This is a genomic window from Acinetobacter sp. 1124_18A (assembly GCF_052824995.1).
In genome coordinates this window covers 72,630-91,151 of the sequence record NZ_VTDF01000005.1, presented here as the reverse complement: position 1 = coordinate 91,151, position 18,522 = coordinate 72,630, and the positions used below count along the sequence as shown (strand labels likewise).

The window sequence follows — 18,522 nt, the reverse complement described above, 5'->3', positions numbered from 1 at the left end:
TTATAGGTAGTACACATATGACTGCTCAAATGAAAACAAATGCTTCAGCAAAAAAAGCTGTCAAATCACCAAACGATATTTTCGATACTTTTATTGTGGGTGCTGGTATTTCAGGTATTGCCGCTGCCATTCGCCTAGATCAAGTGGGTTATACCAATTATAAGATTATTGAAAAAGCTGGCCGTGTTGGTGGAACATGGCGTGAAAATACCTACCCGGGTTGTGGTTGTGATGTACCTTCTGCTCTTTACTCTTATTCATTTGCACCAAGTGCAAAATGGAGTCATTTATTTGCGCGCCAACCAGAAATCTTAAGTTATCTGGAAGATGTAAGTAACGAGTTTAATGTCGCATCTAAAATCGAGTTTAATAGCGAACTGCTGAATGCCGCATGGGATGACTCACGTCATGTGTGGGTGCTTGATACCAGTACTGGTCAATATTTATCTAAAACCGTTATTTTTGCCACAGGTCCAATTACCGAAGCTCAAATTCCACGTCTTGAAGGCTTAGAAACATTTAAAGGCGAGATGTTCCATTCTGCTAAATGGAACCATGATTATGATTTGACGGGTAAACGCATTGCCGTGATTGGTACTGGAGCATCTGCTATTCAGTTTGTGCCACAAATTCAACCAAAAGCGAAAGAGCTTTTTGTATTCCAACGTACAGCACCTTGGGTACTACCAAAACCAGATACGGACTTGGGCGAGTTTAGTAAATCAGTCATTGCTAAATATCCCTCTATTCAGGCGAGCTGGCGTAAAAGTGTAGCATTAACACTGAATGCGATTAACTTCGGGCTACGTAATCCACTTGCCCTAAAACCAGTCAATGTATTGGGTAAGCAATTACTTAAATTGCAAATTAATGACCCTGTGCTACGTAAAAACGTAACGCCAAACTTTGACATTGGTTGTAAACGTATTTTGTTTGCTAATAATTATTATCCAGCACTACAAGCACCAAACACGACCCTAATCCCTCATGGCTTAGTGAAAGTTGAAGGCAATACGGTGGTTGCAGCCAATGGTGAACGCCACGAAGTTGATGTGATTATTTGGGGTACAGGTTTTGAAGTATCTCACCCACCAATTGGTAAACGTGTCCAAAATGAAAAAGGTCAATGTTTACAAGACATATGGAAAAGTAGTTCACCAGAGGCTTACTTAGGGACCAACATTGAAAATGTACCAAATGCATTTTTAGTTTTGGGGCCTAACGTACTGGTTTATGACTCTTTCATTGGTTTGGCAGAAGCGCAGCTTGACTATATCGTAGATGGCTTGTTGAAAATTAAAAACAAGGGTATTAGCAAGTTAAACGTTAAACCTGATGTGATTAAAAAGCACAATGATTTGGTGCAAAAGCACTTACAAACGACTGTATTTAATAGCGGCGGCTGTAAGAGCTATTATCTTGATGCAAACGGGCGTAACTTTGCTGCATGGCCGTGGTCACTGAAAAAACTTAAACAGCGTTTGAAAAAAGTAGATTTGAAAGATTATGAAGTGACGTATCAAACGACAAAAACTCACTAATTTGTAATTTCGATCAAATCCGTTGTAAGAAATAGGCAGTGTATTTTAGATTTTCATGAAATACACTGCCTTCTTCGTTGAATATCTTCAAGAAATAAAAAAACAGGATAAAGATGAAAGAAGGTCAATCAAGTCGTACCGCTGAAGCTGCTGCTGCATTACGGGCCAATCATTTTCAAAATACAAAGAACCCTGTATTTTCAGATCCTTATGCGTTTGAACTAACGAGTAAAGGCTGGAAAAAACTTCTCTCTAGCCCACTTATTGTTAAGGTCATGAATTCTTCAGTTTTAAACCGCACTTTAGGTTTACTTACTGGGCAAGTGGTCGGACGCTCTCGTTATGCCGAAGATTTACTTGATCTAGCAGTTCAACAAAACACTCAACAATATGTATTAGTGGGTGCTGGCCTAGACTCTTTTGCACTACGTGAATCACACCATTACCCAGCTTTGAAAATTTTTGAAGTGGACCATCCTGATACTCAAGCTGCTAAACAAGCCAAGCTAAAAAAGCTAGGAGATATTCCTGCTACCGTTGAATTTGTCGCGATTAATTTTGAGAAAGAGTCTATTTCGGAAGCCCTGACCAAAAGTGTCTATGATTCATCCGCTCCTGCATTTTTTTCGTGGTTAGGCACAACTCATTATTTAAATCCGAAAACCACCTTAGAAACTTTAAAAAGTATTGCCGAGTTTGCTACAAACGGTAGTGAAGTGGTACTCGACTATTCGACCGATTTTCAAGAATTAAATGGTATTGAGCGACTTGGAAGTATGGGCGTTGCACAGTTTACCCATTTGCTGAAAGAGCCTTTATTAGGTCAATTTAAACCAATAGATTTACATCATGCCGTAGAGCAGATGGGATTTGAAGTGGTCGAAGACTTATCAGGTGAAGCCATTACTGAACGATACTTTAATGCACGAATCGATGAAATTCGCCACACCTCAGCAACGCGTTTATTGCATTTGCGTTTAAATAGAAAATAATGTTGAAAGCCAACTTAGACATTAAGTTGGCTTTTTTATAATCAAGATTAATACCATCATTACCAGCTTGAACGCGGCTCTGGCCCATCGACATGCTGATTTAAAAATTGGCGTAAATGATCTAAAAAGTGTGCGACTTTAGGTGAGAGATTCAGTCTCTCTAAATACACCGCATAGACATCTGCTGGTGGTGTTTCATAATCCGCTAGCACTTGAACCAATCTGCCACTTCTTAAATATTTTGCTACGTCCCACTCTGCTCGCATCAAAATACCGTAGCCTTCTAAAGCCCAATTTAATGCAACTGCCCCATCATTCGTACTCAGTTGCCCATGAACTTTCACGGTTTCAACTTGTTTGCCATGACTTAACCGCCAATTCCCATAAGCTGAATCATTTTGCCGAATCACAATACACTGATGCTGTGTTAAATCATGAGGGGTAAGTGGTTGCCCTGCCGTTTTTAAATAGCTAGGTGATGCACATAATAAACGGCGGTTGGCTGCCAATTTTTTCGCAATTAAACGCGAATCAGGTATTTCACCAAAACGGATTGACACATCAATCGCTTCATCAGGCAGATTAATCGGGCGGTCAGTTAAATGCAGTTGGACATCGACATCAGGATAGATTTTGGCAAATGTAGAAATCGCTGGCGCAATATAAGAACGACCAAAGCCTAAAGGTGCATTCACACGCAATACCCCTTTGGGCGCTGCCCGACTACTTGAAACCAAACGCTCCATTTCATCAATCTCTTTTAAAATACGGACCGCATTTTCAAAGTAGACCTCACCTTCACTAGTTAAGCTAATTCGGCGTGTTGTTCTATTTAAAAGCCTTACACCTAAACGCTCTTCAAGTTGAGTTAAACGTCTAGAAACCGCAGGTGGGGTCAAGTTTAACTCTCGTGCCGTCGCGACAAGACTTCCTTGTTTAACCAATAAACAAAAGAAAGCTAATTCCGTATCTGCGTTCATGATTATTAAGTTTTTTGCAATAGTGATTTAACTTTATATCGATTCATCAGTTTTTTAAAGGGTTTAACATCCATTTCATTGTTTCCCGACATAAGCCGTCTCTTGTTTAAGAGCATAAAAACGTCCGCAGAAGGAATGCTGTGGATGAACGGGAAAAAGCCATCTAGCCGAATGAATAGCGGTAAAGAAAGCGAAAACTACCAATCAGGATTGGTAGTCATGAATATGGAGTCATGACATGGAAATGGATATTGAAAAGCGAACGTTACGTCGAATCACGTGGAGAATCGTACCGTTTATTATGTTGTTATACCTTGTAGCCTATATCGACCGCGTCAATATTGGCTTTGCAGCACTCACAATGAAAGAAGATCTAGGCTTTACCGCCTCAGTTCTCGGATTTGGTGCCGGAATTTTCTTTTTGGGCTATTTCTTATTTGAAGTCCCATCCAACATTATTTTGCATAAAGTCGGTGCCCGTATCTGGATTACTCGAGTCATGGTGACTTGGGGGCTGATTGCAGCTGGTATGGCTTTTGTAGACAGCTCAACCAGTTTTTACGTTATGCGATTTTTACTCGGTGTTGCCGAAGCAGGATTCTTTCCCGGCATTATTTTGTATTTAACTTATTGGTTTCCTGCGCGCCATCGCGCTGGAGTGATTGCTTTATTTATGGCAGCAGCCCCCATTGCCACCGCGGTTGGTTCACCCATCTCTGCCGCGTTACTTGAAATGCATGGAATTGGGGGACTCGCTGGCTGGCAATGGATGTTCATTATTGAAGCAATACCAGCACTCATCTTAGGCGTTGTCGTTTTTAAATATATGACTGATCGCCCTGAACAAGCCACTTGGTTAAAACAAGATGAACGCGAATGGCTTGTAAAAACCATGAAGGAAGAAAATGTAGGAAAAAATGCACCTCAGCATCACAGCATTCTTCGCGGTCTTGCCAACCCACGAGTACTTGCCCTTGCATTAATTTACTTCGGAACATCGGCTGGGCTTTATACCCTCGGTATCTGGGCACCACAAATTATTAAACAGCTTGGCGTAACGTCTATGACTGTGGGGCTTTTAAATGCCATTCCACCAATCGTTTCTGTCATTGCCATGGTTTTATGGTCTCGACACTCTGACCGCACCAATGAACGTACATGGCATGTTGCACTCGCATGTTTAACCGCAGCAGTTGGTCTCGCAATTGCAGCTGGAACACACAATGTCATTGGATTAATTGCAGCACTTACCATTGTGAATGTCGGTATTAGCTGTGCCAAGCCACCGCTATGGAGCATGCCAACCATGTTCTTGTCAGGATCAGCCGCAGCAACAGGCATTGCCACGATTAACTCAATCGGAAATTTAGGTGGGTTTGCAGGCCCTGCCATGATCGGCTGGATTAAAGATCAAACTGGAGACTTCACAGGTGGACTCTATTTTGTTGCCGGACTACTCATTATCTCGACCTTACTGACACTAGTGCTGAGTTTCTCCCAAAAAGTGAAAGTAAACACTGCCAAAGCCACCCACTAACCCTATTTACATCAATTAGATCTGAACAAGTTTCTTCAAGGAGCACAACATGGACAAAGATATTGCAGTCCAGTCCCTTACGGACACCATGGCCAAATTTACGGCTTATATTGGAAAACGCCTACCTAAAGATGTGAAAAGCAAGTTAATTGAACTGCGTACTTTAGAAACCAATCCATTGGCTAAATCAGTTTATGACTCGATGGAAGAAAATCAGCAAGCAGCGGATAAACTCAACCGCCCAAGCTGCCAAGACACGGGTGTCATTCAATATTTCGTTGAAGCAGGTGCTAACTTCCCTTTGCTTGGTGAACTTCAAGATATTTTGAGCGAAGCAACTGCTGAAGCAACTCGCATAGGTCCATTACGCCACAACGCTGTTGAAACCTTCGATGAAAAAAATACGGGCACCAATACAGGTACTCAAATTCCATGGTTAGACTGGCGTATTGTGCCTGAACTCGACACTTGTACCATTGATGTCTATATGGCTGGTGGCGGTTGTACCCTACCGGGTGCAGCAAAAGTTTTAATGCCAGGTCAAGGCTATGAAGGTGTTGCTGAATTTGTGATGGATGTTATTACCGAACGCGGTGTAAATGCCTGTCCACCGTTACTGGTTGGTGTGGGCGTATCAACTTCGGTTGAAACCGCAGCTCGACTTTCTAAGCTCGCCATTATGCGTCCGGTTGACTCAACAAGTGATAACCCACGCGCTGCCTTAATGGAACAACTGTTAGAACAAGGTCTTAATGAAATTGGTATTGGTCCGCAGGGACTTACAGGTAATAACAGCGTGATGGGAGTCAATATTGAATCTTCTGCCCGTCATCCATCAACAATTGGCGTTGCTGTAAATACAGGTTGCTGGGCACATCGCCGTGGCAAAATTAAAATTCACCCAGACATGTCGTATGAAATCTTGTCTCATGAAGGGGTTGTACTATGAAAAAAATTCTGACAACTCCTATTAAAGATGAAGATCTCTTAGACCTTAAAATCGGTGATGTCGTTTATTTGACTGGCCGCTTGGTGACTTGCCGTGACGTTGCCCATCGCAGACTAATCGAACAAGGTCGTGAACTGCCAGTTAACCTTGAAGGCGGAGCGATTTTTCATGCTGGCCCTATTGTGCGCAAAAAAGGTGAAAATGACTTCGAGATGGTTTCGATTGGCCCAACAACCAGTATGCGGATGGAGAAATTCGAACGAGAATTTATCAAACAAACTGGCGTAAAGCTTATTGTAGGTAAAGGTGGCATGGGACCAGAAACAGCTGCTGGATGTCAGGAAAATATTGCCGTTCATGCAATTTTTCCAGGCGGCTGTGCGGTACTCGCAGCAACCTTAGTTGAAGAGATTGAAGGCGCTGAATGGCAGGATTTAGGTATGCCAGAAACTCTTTGGATAAATCGAGTGAGAGAATTTGGTCCGCTCATTATTTCTATCGATACTAAAGGCAACAACCTGATTCAACAAAACAAAGTTGAATTTCAAGCCAAGAAAGCCCCGATTTTAGAAAAAATCAGCAAACAACTGAGCTTTATTAAATAAACCACTCTTTAGATGAAGGGAAAGCAAAAGCGCCCTTCATCTTTTATTTTTGTACTAAACGCATGGAATGAGGTGTTTTCCCATGCCATCTTTTATAGGCGTGTATAAAACTGGCAGGCTCGGCATAACCTAACCACTCGGCAATCTGCTCAACTGAAGCTTTTGGTAAAGCTAGATATTGTTCTGCCAAAACTTGTCTGACTTCTTCACGGATCTGAATAAAGGTCATTCCTTCAGATGCCAAGTGACGGCGTAAAGTACGGACATTTAAATGCAAACGATCAGCCACGATTTCCATAGAAGGCATTTCACCTCGCACAGTCATCAATTGCTGTTGTACTAGATTAATAAATTTCTTTTGGGTTTGACGCTTATCTAAAATTTGTCGACATTGTTCTTCTGCCGTATGCAGCACCAGCTCATTTGCCATTTGCAGCTTTTGATTAATTTTCTGTGCATCAAGCAGAACAAAACTTTTGCTAGAACCAAATTCAGGCATCACCCCAAATAATTTTTCATAAGCTTCTAAATGATCTGTAGGTTCAAAAGAAAAAGCTAAATATTGGCAAAAATTATCTTGTACGAGGTCGCGTTGCACCGTAATAAGAGCGGCAGCATCGCGTTCAATAATAAATTGCCTAACCAAAGATGGAATTCCTTCCTCTTCAATATCGACACGTGTTCCCGCTTCAGTATCTGAAACTAAAAAACGGGTAAACGCAAAAGTGAGTGAGAAATAAGTGAGGGCTAAATCTAGTGCTTCACGAATGCTGGCACTACTCATCAGTGCCATACCTAAAGGCCCAAATGTTGTGAAATGATAGCGTGTACCTACTTCTAAGCCCAACACTGGTCGGTCTGGAAACTGTGCAACCAGATTATAAATGAGCTGTAATTCCTGTTGCCCTGACACCACCATATTCGGGTCAAGCAACTGCTGTTGACTTAATCCTGTTCCGTCTAAAATGGTCTGATAAGAAATGCCTAATTCCATCGCAAAATCAGCCATGAGTCGGACACTATGTATGCTGCGTTCAAATGCCCAAGCGTACGTCACTGTACTTTCCAAAATGTCCTCGAATCACAATATTTTGTCCTCATCCATCCTCTAAATCAAGTTAATAAACGTCTATTCTGCATACAGGAAATTGCGATTCTTTCGCCCACTGTTTTTAAGGATTTAGAGCAGCCCATGTTTAATTCGTCGACTAATTCAAATAAAAATGTACGCATCGCCATTATTGGCACTGGCTTTGGTGGTCTAGGACTTGCCATTCGTCTCAAACAAGCAGGTTTTGAACAATTTACCCTATTTGAAAAAGCTGCCGATGTTGGTGGTGTTTGGCGTGACAATACTTATCCAGGTGCTGCATGCGATGTACCTTCGCATCTTTATTCTTTTTCTTTTGAACAAGAACTTGGTTGGAAAAAGCGCTACGGAACTTCCCAGGAAATTTATCAATATTTACGCCACTGTGCCGATAAATATGACATTCGTCCGCATGTTCAATTTAATACTGAAATAGCCAGTGCAGAATTTGACGCGCTGCAAGGTGTATGGCACATCCAAAGCACGACTGGTGAACAGTTTGAAGCTGAATTTTTAGTCGGTGCGGTGGGTCAGCTCAACCGCCCTGCCTATCCAAAACTTAAAGGTATTGAAAACTTTAAAGGTAAGGCATTTCACTCAGCGCGTTGGGATCATGACTATGACTTAACTGGCAAACGCGTTGCCGTAATTGGTACAGGTGCAAGTGCGATTCAGTTCGTACCAGAAATTGAAAAACAAGTAGCGCATCTAGACGTTTATCAACGTTCGGCACCGTATGTGATTCCTAAACCAGACCGTATTTACCAACCACTTGAGAAAAAAGCTTTCCGTAAACTGCCAATTTTGCAAAGTCTGGACCGCGTTTTGCAATATGGAAATCATGAAATTCGTTTGCTGGCCTTTACTACTTCGCTCAATGAAATGCCTTTGGTTGAATATTTATTCCAGCGTCACATTCGTAAAGTCGTTAAAGATGGGAAGTTGCGCCACCGCTTAATGCCGGATTATCCAATTGGTTGTAAGCGTATTTTAATCTCTAACCATTGGTATGAAACACTGACTCAACCTCATGTCGATGTGATTAATACTGGCATTCAAGAAATTACCGAAAACGGTATTTTAGATGTGGAAGGAAATCTGCGTGAAGTCGATACCATTATTTATGGTACGGGCTTTGCCGCAACAGAGTTTATGGCGCCAATGCAGATTACAGGTCTTGATGGTCGCACCTTAAAAGACACATGGAAAGATGGTGCAGAAGCTTATCTCGGTTTAACTGTAAGCGGCTTTCCAAACTTCTTTATGCTTTATGGTCCAAACACCAATCTTGGGCACAACTCAATTGTTTATATGATTGAAAGCCAAGTGAATTATATTTTAGATGCCATTCAAACAACCTTACAAAACAAACTTTTGTTCACCAATGTTCGTGCAGAAGTTCAACATGAGTTTAATCAAAGCATTCAAGAAAAAATGAAAAAAACTGTCTGGGCACAAGGTTGTACCAGTTGGTATCAGACTGCGGATGGCAAAAATACCAATAACTGGCCGGGTTTTACCCTTGAATATCGACAACGTACTCGTCGCTTCGATGTTGAAAACTACACTCAGGTTTCGGCTATTTCTTAAACAAGCTTCACCATAGGAAATGAGAAAAATAAACGGAGAATTTTATGAAGTCTTTTAAAAATAAAGTCGCAGCTGTGACAGGTGCTGGCTCTGGTATTGGACAAGCAATTGCTATAGCACTCGCAAAACAAGGTTGCCATCTGGCACTTTCCGATATTAGTGAAGCGGGATTAGCTAAAACAGTCGAGCTGTTAACGCCTTATTCAGTCAAAGTAACTACACAAAAAGTCGATGTGGCTAAGCGTGATGAAGTTGCAACTTGGGCAAAGGCAGTTGTAGATGAACATGGCCAAGTTAACCTGATTTTTAATAATGCTGGTGTCGCAATAGGCAGCACAGCTGAAGGTGTGAGCTATGAAGATCTTGAATGGCTCATTGGTATTAACTTTTGGGGCGTGGTTTATGGCACCAAAGAATTTTTGCCTTACTTAAAGCAAAGTGGTGATGGGCATATTATTAATATTTCTAGTATGTTTGGCTTAACAGCTCAACCGACTCAAAGTGCTTATAACGCCAGTAAATTTGCTGTTCGTGGCTTTACCGAGTCGCTACGCCAAGAACTTGATATGCAAAATGCTGGGGTTAGCGCGACGTGTATTCATCCGGGTGGTATTCGTACCAATATTGCCAAAGCTGCCCGCATGAATAATAGCGTCCAATCTTTGGGAATGGACCCTCTCAAAAGCCAAGATGCTTTCGATAAATTACTGCGCACCCCTGCTGACGAAGCTGCTCAACAAATTTTAGAGGCTGTTCGTAAAAACCGTCGCCGCTTACTGATTGGAGCCGATGCAAAAGTCGTTGATGTAATTCAACGTATTCTTCCACAGGGTTACCAAAAGATTTTTGCAACAGCAACCGCGTTGCAAATTCGTCTACTCAACAAATCAGCAAAATAAAAATAGTGGTCAGCATACTCTTAATTTTAAGAGATGCTGATCGATAAATGACAAGCTCTAGTATGAGTTCTTATTATGAAGCAGCTTCTTGCATGGACCATTCGTACCACGTTACGTCCAGCTTTATCCCCCAAAATACCACTAAAACTACAACGTTTTTGTAGCGATGCAGCCAGTGCTATTGTGCTTGGGCCACGGGGTTATAAAACAAAAAAGCAAACAATTGCTCGAGTGCCAACAGTTCATATTCAGCCCAAAACGACTAAGTCCGGGCTGGGTATCTTGTATTTACATGGCGGTGGCTATGTTGTTGGTAGCTCAAAAAGTCACACTAAACTTGCTGCTCAAATCGGACATGCAGCTCAAGCACAAGTCTGGTTACCTGAATATCGTCTAGCCCCAGAACACCCAAGCCCAGCTGCTCTTGAAGATGTAGTTGCAGTCTATCAAGCTTTACTTGCCCAAGGACAAGAGCCGAAAAAACTAGTTTTTGTCGGAGATTCTGCGGGCGGCGGACTCAGTTTAAGCACTGCAATTGCTATTCGGGATGCAGGATTGCCGCTACCAGCGGCGTTAGTTTTACTTTCACCTTGGGTTGATTTAAGCCTCTCTGGAAGCACGATGAAAACCCACGCAGCTCAAGATGCAATGCTGTCTGAAGACTGGTTAGTGTGGTGTGCAAAAAACTATTGCGCGCAAAAATCAGCAACCGACCCAACCTGTTCCCCACTCTATGCAGACTTAACTGGACTACCGCCTATTTTGATTCATGTCGGTACCGAAGAAGTTTTATTAGATGATGCAAAACGTCTCGCTGAAGAAGCTGGAAAATATGGCATTCCGACGAACTTTAGGATTTATGACCAAGTCGGACATGTTTTTCAGTTCCACACGGGTATACTAAAAGAATCTAATGACTCGATTGAGCGCATTGGGCAATTCATTGATAAGCATACACAGTCAATATAAAAAATAATCGCCAGAGAGGAGCCTCGGCATGACAACAAACAATTATGACTATGATTATCTCATTATTGGTTCAGGCTTTGGTGGTAGTGTTTCTGCTTGCCGTCTAACCGAAAAAGGTTACTCAGTTGCTGTAATGGAAATGGGGCGTCGTTGGAAAGCCGAGGATTTTGCGAAAAATAACTGGAATTCCCGCCGTTGGATTTGGCGTCCGGGCATGAAGCTTTTCGGCTATTTCAATATGCGCTTTTTTCGCCATGTCACTATTATTTGCGGGAATGCCGTAGGTGGTGGCTCAATTACCTATGCCAATACCCTGCTCGTTCCACCTGAACATATTTGGGATGAAGGCACATGGGCAGATGCTGCGGATTGGAAAAATGAAATGCCGCAGCACTATGCTGAAGCAGAACGCATGCTTGGGGTGACGGATAATAAAATTTTTGGTCCAGCTGATCATATGCTTAAACAAATGGGTGAAGCTATCGGTGTAGGTCATACTTTTAAACCGACACGTGTTGCGACTTTCTTCCCACCCGAAGGTGAACAAGGCGGCAAAACCTACCCCGACCCATATTTTAACGGTGAAGGTCCAGACCGTGCGACGTGTACCGCATGTGGCGGCTGCATGACAGGTTGTAAACACAACGCAAAAAACACTTTGGATAAAAACTATTTGTACTTTGCCGAAAAAAATGGTGCCAAGGTTTATGAAGAAACCAAAGTTGTTGATGTTAAACCACTCAATGGCAAAGCAGATGGCAGTGATGGCTATGAAGTAACCACTGAATGCTCAACCTCATGGTTTAATAAACAGCGTCGTACATGGCGAGTACGCAACGTAATTTTCTCGGCATCTTCTTTGGGCACCCAAGAGATGTTGTTCCGCTTAAAGCAGTCCGGTTCCCTGCCAAATATTTCCGATGACTTGGGTAACCGAGTTCGTACCAATGCCGAATCTATTTTAGGGGTTCGTTTCTTTGGTAAAGATGTCGACATGAGCAAAGGTGTTGCCATTGGTTCAAGTATTTACATAGACCATGACACTCATATTGAAGCAACTCGCTACCAAAACGGTTCCGATGCAATGGGTCTCATGTGTACTTACATGGCAAAAGGTAAACCTGGTTGGACACGCATCTTCTTTTGGTTATGGGCGTTGATCTGCCATCCATTTATTTTTCTACGCATGAGTAATCCGGTTGGTTTTGCCCGTCAAACCTTGATTTTCTTAGTGATGCAAACTGCTGATGCCTCAATTAACATGCGCTTGAAACGTAACTGGTTTTGGCCTTTTGGCAAGGTATTGTCCAGTGAGGGTAAAAAGCTACCGGTTTATATTCCACAGGCCAATACCTTTACCGAAAAAGTAGCCAAAATGTTTAATGGGCACCCAATGACGACCATTACCGAAATTTTATTCAATGTGCCTTTTACCGCACACTGTATGGGTGGTTGCGCAATTTCTTCAAGTCCAGAGCGTGGCGTGGTGGATGGACAAAATCACGTTTTTAACTATAAAAACTTATATGTTGTAGATGGTTCAATGTTAGGTGCCAATTTGGGCGTTAACCCAAGTCTTACCATTACAGCTCTTGCAGAACGTGCCATGTCTTATATTCCGGCTAAACATACTTTAGATGAGCAACAAGATCATAGAGCAGATGCAGAAACCGTAGAGATCATCAAAGCTTCTGCTTAAACTAGAAATTTGTTTTATAAAAAAAGCCTATTTTTTAAATAGGCTTTTTTTATTTCGCTTTTTAAATTACGAAGCTACTGCTTTAGCGCGAGCTGCATGTAATTTTTTATAGCTCTCGATCAGACGTAAATGTCGATCAAGTCCTTCTAGTTTCATGCTTGTTGGTGTTAAACCGTAGAAACGAACGCTACCCTCTACAGAACCTAATACTGCCTCCATTCGTGTGTCACCAAACATACGGCGGAAGTTAGTCAGGTAGTCTTCAAGCTCTAGTTCTTCATCCAACATCACTTCAAGCACCACGTTCATGCACTGATAGAACAAACCACGCTCAACGGTGTTAGTGTTATATTGCAGGTAAGTTTCGACTAACTCTTTTGCCTCTTCAAATTGCTGCAAAGCAACGTAAATCAACAATTTTAACTCTAAGATCGTGAGCTGTCCCCAAACTGTATTGTCATCAAATTCAATGCCAATGAGCGTGGTGATTTCAGTGTAATCGTCTAACTCACATTCTTCTAAGCGTTCAACCAATGCTTCAAGTTGTTCATCATCCAAACGATGCAGATTTAAAATATCTTCACGGAATGAAAGTGCTTTATTGGTATTGTCCCAAATCAAATCTTCAACGAGATAAATTTCTGAATAATCCGGTACTAAAATACGGCAAGCGGTCGCACCTAGGTGCTCATATACTGCCATATAAACTTCTTTGCCCATCTCTTCGAGAATACCGAACAATGTTGCAGCTTCGTCTGCATTCGACTCTTCGCCTTCTCCAGAAAAATCCCATTCAACAAAGTCATAGTCCGATTTAGAACTAAAGAAACGCCAAGATACCAAACCGCTTGAGTCAATAAAATGCTCAACAAAGTTATTCGGCTCAGTCACTGCATTACTTTGGAAAGTAGGTTGTGGTAAATCATTTAAGCCTTCAAAACTACGACCTTGAAGTAATTCAGTCAGACTACGTTCCAACGCAACTTCAAAACTTGGATGCGCACCGAAAGACGCAAACACACCACCCGTACGTGGGTTCATCAAAGTCACACACATTACAGGGAACTGACCACCTAACGATGCATCTTTAACGAGAACAGGAAAACCTTGCTCTTCTAAACCTTTAATACCAGCAACGATACTTGGGTATTTTGCTAATACGTCTTCAGGTACATCTGGAAGTGCAATTTCACCTTCTAAAATTTCACGTTTTACAGCGCGTTCAAAAATTTCTGACAAGCATTGAACTTGGGCTTCTGCCAAAGTGTTGCCTGCACTCATACCATTACTTAAGTACAAGTTTTCAATTAAATTTGATGGGAAATAGACAACTTCATCGTCAGACTGGCGCACAAAAGGTAGCGAACAAATACCACGCTCTACGTTGCCTGAATTGGTGTCATATAAATGCGTACCGAGTAATTCATCATCTGGGTTGTAAATCTCAAGACAGTATTCATCTAAGATTTCTTTAGGTAATTCACCATTTGGACCCGGTTTAAACCACTTTTCATCTGGATAATGCACAAATTCAGCATTGGCAATCTCTTCACCCCAGAACTGGTCGTTATAGAAGAAGTTACAGTTAAGGCGCTCAATAAACTCGCCTAATGCAGAAGCCAAAGCACTTTCTTTAGTGGCACCTTTACCATTGGTAAAGCACATCGGAGACTGTGCATCACGAATGTGTAATGACCACACATTCGGAACAATATTACGCCAAGACGCGATTTCAATCTTCATACCCAAATTTGCCAAAATAGCTGACATATTGGCAATGGTTTCTTCTAATGGCAGGTCTTTACCCTGAATATAGGTATGGCTTTCTGAAGTTAAGCTTGGCAATAACAATGCTTGCGCATCTGCATCAATGCTTTCAACTTCTTCAATAATAAATTCAGGGCCAGTTTGAATCACTTTTTTAACAGTACAACGGTCGATTGAACGTAAAATCCCTTGACGATCTTTATCTGAAATATCGGCTGGTAATTCAATCTGAATTTTAAATGTTTGTTTGTAGCGGTTTTCAGGATCAACAATATTATTTTGCGATAAACGAATATTATCGGTTGGGATATCTCGGGCTGCACAATACACTTTTACAAAGTAAGCGGCACACAATGCTGACGATGCTAAAAAATAGTCAAATGGGCCCGGTGCCGAACCGTCACCCTTGTAGCGAATTGGTTGATCGGCAATTACCGTAAAGTCATCGAACTTAGCTTCCTGTCGAAGATTGTCGAGATAATTAACCTTGATTTCCATGCTGGCACCTAAATATTTTTATGTGTCAGCACAGACACATAAAATTCTAAATATTGAAAAATAAGCCGAATCACAGCGAAGAAATTGACTTAAAAAAATGAGAGATTAAAGCCATGTGTTTAATGAACGACTCAATTGGCTTTAATAAGATTGGCGGTATTATAGAGTGATTTTGTGAAGTTGATAACTAAAGTTAAAACATTGATGCTTACAATGTTTTAACTTGTCTTTAATTTACTTAAATATTGAGCATTAAAATTTAAAGGTGTAATCAACATTCAACCGTGTTTCATTTGCCGAGTGAAATGTCATATTGCTTGGCATATCGTTACGATAGTGAGAAAAACGAGCTCGCATGCCTAGGCCTTTTAATTTCCCTTCAGGAATTTTATAGCCTAAATCAAACTCCATCGACTCTTCTTTGAAACGCTGATCACCATATTGCAGCAAATCAATATCTTCGCCTTTTGCATAGCGGGTCATAAAGCGCAGTCCATTTAATGAAACATCCCCTAATCGTGCATTTTTAAAGTCATATTCATAACGAATCGAATAGACTTTTTCGTCTTTATTTGAGTAATCCGAACTCATAAAATCAAGCACGACTGGACTTTCTGTTCCCGACAAAAACGGCAAACCAGTCGAGCCAAACGACTGCATATAGCCCAAAGAAACCGTATGGTTTTGATAGTTCAAACCAAATAAACCACTTATATGGCGGTTATCGACCTCTCCTATTTTTTTGCTTCCAGTTTCTTCACTATTAAAAAAACGCACGTCACTTAAAAAATTAAGCTGGTCATTTAAAGGCTGTTTTCCGTTAAAACCCAAAAATTGTTGCTGGTAAATGTCTTTGAGTTCGGCATGGTAAGCGCGTAAACGGTAGTCCTTTAACTGATAACTTCCTCCCAGCGTGTAAAAAGAATCAGTGGTTGCTGCCTTGTCAAAACGACGGTTGATATTGTCCGTTCCAACATCGGTAAAGCGAATTGAATCGCGTTGACGCACTTCGTCAACATAAAACCCTTCGAGTTGAAGATTTGGAATTTCATTTGAAACAAAGCGAATACCGCGATAAGTCTGGGGGAACAAACGGGCTGGCGATGAAAATATGGTCGGTAATTGTGGAACCAGATCACCCACAAAAAGCTCATTTTTTCTAAATTTAGCCTTCCCTGTAATACCAATTTTTCCATAATAATCGTCACGCGAGTTATCAGTATTGACGGGTAATAAGCCACTACGTGCATAGTCATCAGCGCGACTTCCCATCAGGTTAAAACCCGCCATTGCCAGCACATCAACACCGAACCCAACTGTCCCTTCAGTATAACCAGACTGTCCTTTAAAAATTAGACCCTGTGCCCAATCTCTGGCTGCTGTATAGGGATATGGGTCTTTTTTATAGTCTCGGTCAAAGTAAAAATTACGAAGTGTCAGCTCAGCTTTACTGTCTGAAATAAACTCGGCATGCACAACTTGAGTAAATAATGGGCACAAGCATACCCCCACCCACAATGGTGTATTTTTCATTTTTTATCTCAACTATTTAATTTATAATGGATTAAGGTGCTGTTTTAAGAGAGTAGTTTTGCTCTTTCTTACTTCGATAAAAAGCACTACCCAAACTTAAAATCAGGAAAATAGCCAAAATAAAGACCACACCGTAATAGGCATACAGCGTTGCGGGTGCTATACCTTTATCCAGAAAAATACCTGCAATCGTTGGCGATAAAATTGCCCCAATACGGCCAAAACCAATGGCATAACCCACACCGCGACTACGGATTTCGGCGTCATAAATTGTTGGAGAAATAGAATATAGACCTGCCACACAGCCATTAATAAGTGTGCCGAGTAATAACCCCACCATGAGTGCGACACTCACTTGAGACGAGACTGCGACAAATAGAAAAACACATGCAGACGTTAGCCCTAAAAATAGGCTTAAGGCATAGAAAATTTTTATGCGTGATGCGAGTAAACCAATAATGGCTGCACCGAAAATACCACCAATACTAATTAAAATACCTGTACTTACCCCTTGCTCTGGTGACATTCCCATTGAAATAAGAATTTTTGGTGTCCAGCTCATGACAAAGTAAAAGCCAAACATCACTAAAAAGAATGCAAACCACAGACAAAGTGTTTGAAATCCCAGTTGCCCCGCAAATAATTTGCTAAGTTCACTGCCATTTTGCGTACTCATTTTTTCATAGCGCGGCATAACTGATAGTTCGTTAAGCCCCATGCGGTTTACAGTTGCATTGATTCGTTCCAATGCCTGTTTTGGTCGTTTCGCGAGTAAGTAATCTAAAGATTCAGGCAATAACCATGCGCTGATCAGTAGCATTGCAATGGTGGTGATTCCACCCGCTAAAAAGATTGAACGCCAACCTAAATGTTCAATCAATGCCAGTGATAGTACTCCACCCAGTGTCGCGCCAATTCCATAACCGGTAGACATTAAACTCACTGCAAGACTGCGCCAGCGAGCATTCGCATATTCACTTGCCAGTACATTACTACTCGCAAGGATGCCACCCACCCCGATTCCAGTAATAAACCGCAGTGCTGCTAACATGCCATGGCTTTGTACAAAAGCACAGCCCAACATGCTAAGACCAGCAATTACAAGACAAACTAAGATGAGTAAACGACGACCAATTTTATCGGCTAAAGGTGCAAGAAAAATAGAACCAGCAGCCATTCCAAAAAGACCTGAACTGAGCAACAAGCCAATTTGCGCCCCTGAAAGTGACCATTCTGCGGACACGGACGGTGCGGTAAATGCCATCACCATCACGTCAAAGCCATCAATAATATTAAGACAAATACAGATCAAAATGACGAACCATTGGTAGCGGCTCATGTTGTTTTGATTGATCTCACTTAGAACGTCTCTTTCCATTTGTGTATCTCCCTTGGATAAGATATACACACGACATTGCTGATATGAGCGATTGGGTGGTTATGCACATCCGTATCCATAATGACTTAGAGGAATATTTGTTTTTGAGCATCCTGCTCTTTTTCTATACTGAATATTTGGATCCAAAAAATCAACAATATTTTTTTAAATTTAATTTAACAACCAACAATACATTGAAAAATATATCTATAATTTATTAATAAATGTTTAAAATAAAAATATGGATCCATAAATTATTTACCCATTTTCAAATCGGCTATTCGAAAAACGATCCAACTTCAGCTTAGGATTGGAATATTTTGGATCCAAATTAAAAACCATAAAAGATTTCACCTCTAAAACTTAAAAGAAATACAAAAGCCTTTGATAGCAATTAAAAACATACAAATCCACCAACTATAACGAGCAACATTTTTAAGAAATATGCTGTTTATCAATTGACCATTATTTTTATTTATTATAAATTGGATCCAA

At 41.2% G+C, this 18,522-nt stretch carries 14 protein-coding genes; 9 read left to right on the top strand and 5 right to left on the bottom strand.

The window, feature by feature from the left end; genetic code table 11:
- Positions 1–17 precede the first annotated feature (17 nt).
- Both FY048_RS11760 and FY048_RS11755 read left to right on the top strand, forming a co-directional pair.
- Positions 18–1,541: a flavin-containing monooxygenase gene (locus FY048_RS11760; RefSeq protein ID WP_446091252.1), complete on the top strand. Its 1,524-nt coding sequence runs from the start codon at positions 18–20 to the stop codon at positions 1,539–1,541.
- A 113-nt stretch (positions 1,542–1,654) separates the two neighbouring features.
- Positions 1,655–2,533, top strand: coding sequence for a class I SAM-dependent methyltransferase (locus tag FY048_RS11755; protein WP_446091251.1), 879 nt, complete (start codon positions 1,655–1,657; stop codon positions 2,531–2,533).
- 59 nt (positions 2,534–2,592) lie between these two features.
- Here FY048_RS11755 and FY048_RS11750 read toward each other — a convergent pair whose 3' ends face one another.
- Complete coding sequence (locus FY048_RS11750; RefSeq protein ID WP_000990662.1) at positions 2,593–3,513, bottom strand: LysR family transcriptional regulator; 921 nt, start codon at positions 3,511–3,513, stop codon at positions 2,593–2,595.
- 238 nt (positions 3,514–3,751) lie between these two features.
- Between FY048_RS11750 and FY048_RS11745 the strand changes: the two genes are divergently transcribed.
- The 3 genes from FY048_RS11745 to ttdB are packed head-to-tail and all read left to right on the top strand — an operon-like array spanning position 3,752 to position 6,604.
- Positions 3,752–5,050 carry an MFS transporter gene (locus FY048_RS11745; RefSeq protein ID WP_446091250.1) on the top strand — a complete coding sequence of 433 codons (1,299 nt, stop codon included), beginning with the start codon at positions 3,752–3,754 and terminating at the stop codon, positions 5,048–5,050.
- Between the two features lie 49 nt (positions 5,051–5,099).
- The gene (gene ttdA / locus FY048_RS11740) at positions 5,100–5,999 is read left to right on the top strand and encodes a L(+)-tartrate dehydratase subunit alpha (RefSeq protein WP_446091249.1); all 900 of its coding nucleotides are present in this window, start codon (positions 5,100–5,102) and stop codon (positions 5,997–5,999) included.
- Entirely contained in the window at positions 5,996–6,604 is a 609-nt protein-coding gene (gene ttdB / locus FY048_RS11735) for a L(+)-tartrate dehydratase subunit beta (RefSeq protein ID WP_446091248.1), read from the top strand. The genes ttdA and ttdB overlap by 4 nt, the downstream gene beginning before the upstream one ends.
- Positions 6,605–6,647: 43 nt before the next feature.
- Here the strand turns inward: ttdB and FY048_RS11730 are convergent, their stop codons facing one another.
- On the bottom strand, positions 6,648–7,661 hold the full coding sequence (locus tag FY048_RS11730) for an AraC family transcriptional regulator (RefSeq protein WP_446091247.1): 1,014 nt from the start codon (positions 7,659–7,661) through the stop codon (positions 6,648–6,650).
- Positions 7,662–7,796: 135 nt separating this feature from the next.
- Here FY048_RS11730 and FY048_RS11725 point away from each other — a divergent pair, with 135 nt between their 5' ends.
- The 4 genes from FY048_RS11725 to FY048_RS11710 all read left to right on the top strand — a co-directional run bounded on the left by FY048_RS11725 (position 7,797) and on the right by FY048_RS11710 (position 12,851).
- Positions 7,797–9,284, top strand: a complete 1,488-nt coding sequence (locus FY048_RS11725) for a flavin-containing monooxygenase (protein ID WP_446091246.1) — start codon at positions 7,797–7,799, stop codon at positions 9,282–9,284.
- Positions 9,285–9,328: 44 nt separating this feature from the next.
- Entirely contained in the window at positions 9,329–10,183 is an 855-nt protein-coding gene (locus tag FY048_RS11720; RefSeq protein ID WP_446091245.1) for an SDR family NAD(P)-dependent oxidoreductase, read from the top strand.
- Between the two features lie 75 nt (positions 10,184–10,258).
- The gene (locus FY048_RS11715) at positions 10,259–11,152 is read left to right on the top strand and encodes an alpha/beta hydrolase (RefSeq protein WP_348951632.1); all 894 of its coding nucleotides are present in this window, start codon (positions 10,259–10,261) and stop codon (positions 11,150–11,152) included.
- A 28-nt stretch (positions 11,153–11,180) separates the two neighbouring features.
- Entirely contained in the window at positions 11,181–12,851 is a 1,671-nt protein-coding gene (locus tag FY048_RS11710) for a GMC family oxidoreductase (RefSeq protein ID WP_348951630.1), read from the top strand.
- Between the two features lie 66 nt (positions 12,852–12,917).
- Here FY048_RS11710 and FY048_RS11705 read toward each other — a convergent pair whose 3' ends face one another.
- The 3 genes from FY048_RS11705 to FY048_RS11695 form a co-directional block, all read right to left on the bottom strand.
- Positions 12,918–15,116, bottom strand: coding sequence for an OsmC domain/YcaO domain-containing protein (locus tag FY048_RS11705; protein WP_446091244.1), 2,199 nt, complete (start codon positions 15,114–15,116; stop codon positions 12,918–12,920).
- Positions 15,117–15,368: 252 nt separating this feature from the next.
- Positions 15,369–16,649 carry an OprD family outer membrane porin gene (locus tag FY048_RS11700; RefSeq protein ID WP_446091243.1) on the bottom strand — a complete coding sequence of 427 codons (1,281 nt, stop codon included), beginning with the start codon at positions 16,647–16,649 and terminating at the stop codon, positions 15,369–15,371.
- Between the two features lie 31 nt (positions 16,650–16,680).
- Positions 16,681–18,027, bottom strand: a complete 1,347-nt coding sequence (locus FY048_RS11695) for an MFS transporter (protein WP_446091242.1) — start codon at positions 18,025–18,027, stop codon at positions 16,681–16,683.
- Between the last annotated feature and the right edge of the window lie 495 nt (positions 18,028–18,522).